Origin of the sequence: Chthonomonas sp., from assembly GCF_035294505.1 — a bacterium.
In the GTDB taxonomy this organism is placed as follows: Bacteria; Armatimonadota; Chthonomonadetes; order Chthonomonadales; family Chthonomonadaceae; genus Chthonomonas.
In genome coordinates, this window is record NZ_DATGKU010000042.1 from 1 (window position 1) to 2715 (window position 2715).

The window sequence follows — 2715 nt, forward strand, 5'->3', positions numbered from 1 at the left end:
CGCGATTTACGCCGCACAGGCCAAACGGGGCGCACGCGAGATGGTGGCCCTGCTGCTTTTGCTGGAAGGTGGGCTTGTCGGCGCCTACAGCGCACTAGATCTGGTGCTATTCTATCTTTTCTACGAGGCCACGCTGATCCCTACCTATCTCATCGTGGGACAGTACGGGGGGCCGGAGCGCGGTAAGGCGGCGATTAAGTTTTTCCTCTACACTTTTTTGGGCAGTGTGCTGATGTTGGTGGCCATTGCAGCCATCTATCACTACACCGGCACGTTCGATCTCCTGGCGCTGTCCGATCCGAACTCGGCGGCCTTCACCGCCTTGCACAAGCTAAGTCCGCATCTGCTCATGCTGTTTTTCGGCGCCTTCGCCTTGGCGTTTGCCATCAAGACGCCCATGTTCCCATTCCACACCTGGTTGCCTGACGCTTACGTGGAGGCGCCGGCGGTCGGGAGTGTAGCGCTTGTGCTGCTGAAGACGGGCGTCTATGGTTTTGTGCGCATCTGCCTCCCCATCTTCTCGGCGCAGGTAAACCAGTTGGCTCCCTTCTTCATCGTGCTCGGCATCATCGGCATCGTTTATGGCGCCGTCGTGGCGGCCATTCAAAGCGATGCCAAGCGTCTGGTGGTCTACTCTAGCGTTTCTCACATGGGGTTTGTGGTGTTGGGCATCTTCAGCCTCACGCGCATTGGGCTGATGGGCGCTCTGTTGGCCAACCTGAGCCACGGACTTACCACGCCTCTCCTCTTTTTAGGTTTGGGCATGTTAGAGGAGCGGTGCGGCACGCGCCTGTTCCGCGATTTGGGTGGCTTGCGTAAAGTGATGCCCACCTTGGCGACCCTGCTGCTTATAGGCACCTTCTCCAGCATGGCGGTGCCCTTCTTCAGCGGGTTCGTCGGCGAGTTTCCTGTTCTCCTCGGCAGTTGGATATCCGCACAGACGGCCACAATAGGGAATTTTTGGCCTACCGCGGTCGCGGGCACCGGCATGATCCTCTCTGCGGTCTACATCTTATGGTGGTATCAGCGGCTTATGCTCGGCCCGCTTTCCGAAACCTATCGGAAGCTGCCCGATTTGGGGCGTTACGAATGGCCGGTGCTTGTGCCTCTGGCCGCGCTCATCTTCTGGTTGGGGATTGGAACGCAGTACTGGGTTCGCCCCATGAGCGTGCCCGTCGAGCAGACGATTCCGGCCTCGTCTGAGGCGATCCGTGATGACTTGCCCGTCGCCACGTTTCTGAACCAACGGTGGATCGAGGAGACCTATCAGGCGCATCGAGAGCATGGCACGATCCGCCTCGCGCCCACAGGAGTACCCACCCATTTCCCACCTGGCGCGCGTCCTCCCTTCTCCATGATGCCGCGTGGTGGACGCATTCCGGCAGGTTTGTCGCCCAACCCACAGCGCCGCTCGGCGCCTCGAGAGGCTCCGTTCAATACCCCTCCTTTCTCTAGACCCATGCCATCGCCGCCACCAACGCCCAGAGCGGCGACACCGGCTTTGCCTTCAGGAGGTAACACGAAGTGATGACGAATTCGCAAAGTCTGCACGCTCTTCTTCCCGTTCTCATCGTGGCGATAACCGGCATTCTTGTGATGGTCGCCGATTCCTGCCTGGCCTGGTGGCGCCGATCGCGCTGGCTTAGCAGCAGCCTCGGTCTTCTAGGGATCGGCCTTGCCGCTTGCTATGCCATCGCCCAGATCAACGCCTATTCGAGAAACCTCTACGCCTTCAACGGGGCGTTGGTGATCGATCATTTTTCCCTCGCGATAAGCCTCGTGCTGCTGACCTCGGCCGCTTTGGCCATCCTTCTGGCCATGAACTATCTTGAAGAGCACAAGCTGAACTTGGGAGAGTACTACGCCCTCATTCTCTTCTCGACGGTGGGGGGGATGTTGATGGCGATGGCCAACGATCTCATCGTGCTGTTTGTGGCCTTAGAAACCCTGTCGTTGGCGCTCTATGTGATGGCCGGTTTCCTGCGAACAAACGCACGTAGCGAGGAGGCCGCCTTGAAATATTTCTTACTCGGTGCCTTTGCGGCAGGCTTCTTCCTTTACGGAACGGCGCTTATCTACGGTGGCTCGGCGCAGTCGGCAGGGATAGGCGGCACCACGTCGCTTTCGGAGATAGCCTTCCGAATGCAGCACGGCGAACCCACCTTCCTGTTGATGGCCGGCATGGCGTTGGTGCTTATCGGCTTAGGTTTTAAAGCGGCTCTCGTGCCTTTTCACATGTGGACTCCTGATGTCTACGAGGGGGCTCCTACGTCGGCTTCGGCCTACATGGCATGCACCGCAAAGGTAGCGGCTTTTGCGGCCCTGCTTCGTTTTCTATGGGCTATGGCGCCTGCCCATGCCTTTTGGCTCGGAGCCGTGGAGGTCATCGCCGTGCTGAGTATGTTTGTGGGGAATCTGTTGGCCATCACACAAGAGAACGTTAAGCGGATGTTGGCCTACTCTTCCATTGCACACGCCGGCTACTTAGCTACCGCCCTTGCGGCCATCACCTCCACCACGGCACAAGGCGCTGCCTTCAGCGCGGCGCTGTTTTACCTTTTAGCCTATACCCTTATGACCATGGGCGCCTTTGGCGTGTTGGTCTATCTCTCTCGGCGCGGCCACGACTGCCAAACGCTCACCGATCTACGTGGCATTGTGCAGCGTGAGCCTATCGCGGCCTACCTGCTGGCCATCTTCATGCTGTCGTTGGGC

Annotated in this window: 2 protein-coding genes; both read left to right on the forward strand. The window is 58.9% G+C overall.

What is annotated here, in order from left to right; translation table 11 throughout:
* Positions 1–1528 (forward strand): NADH-quinone oxidoreductase subunit M (locus tag VKV18_RS01985; protein WP_324202554.1); only part of this gene is annotated, 1528 nt, incomplete at its 5' end.
* Positions 1528–2715 (forward strand): NADH-quinone oxidoreductase subunit N (locus tag VKV18_RS01990; RefSeq protein WP_324202555.1); only part of this gene is annotated, 1188 nt, incomplete at its 3' end. The genes VKV18_RS01985 and VKV18_RS01990, both read left to right, overlap by 1 nt.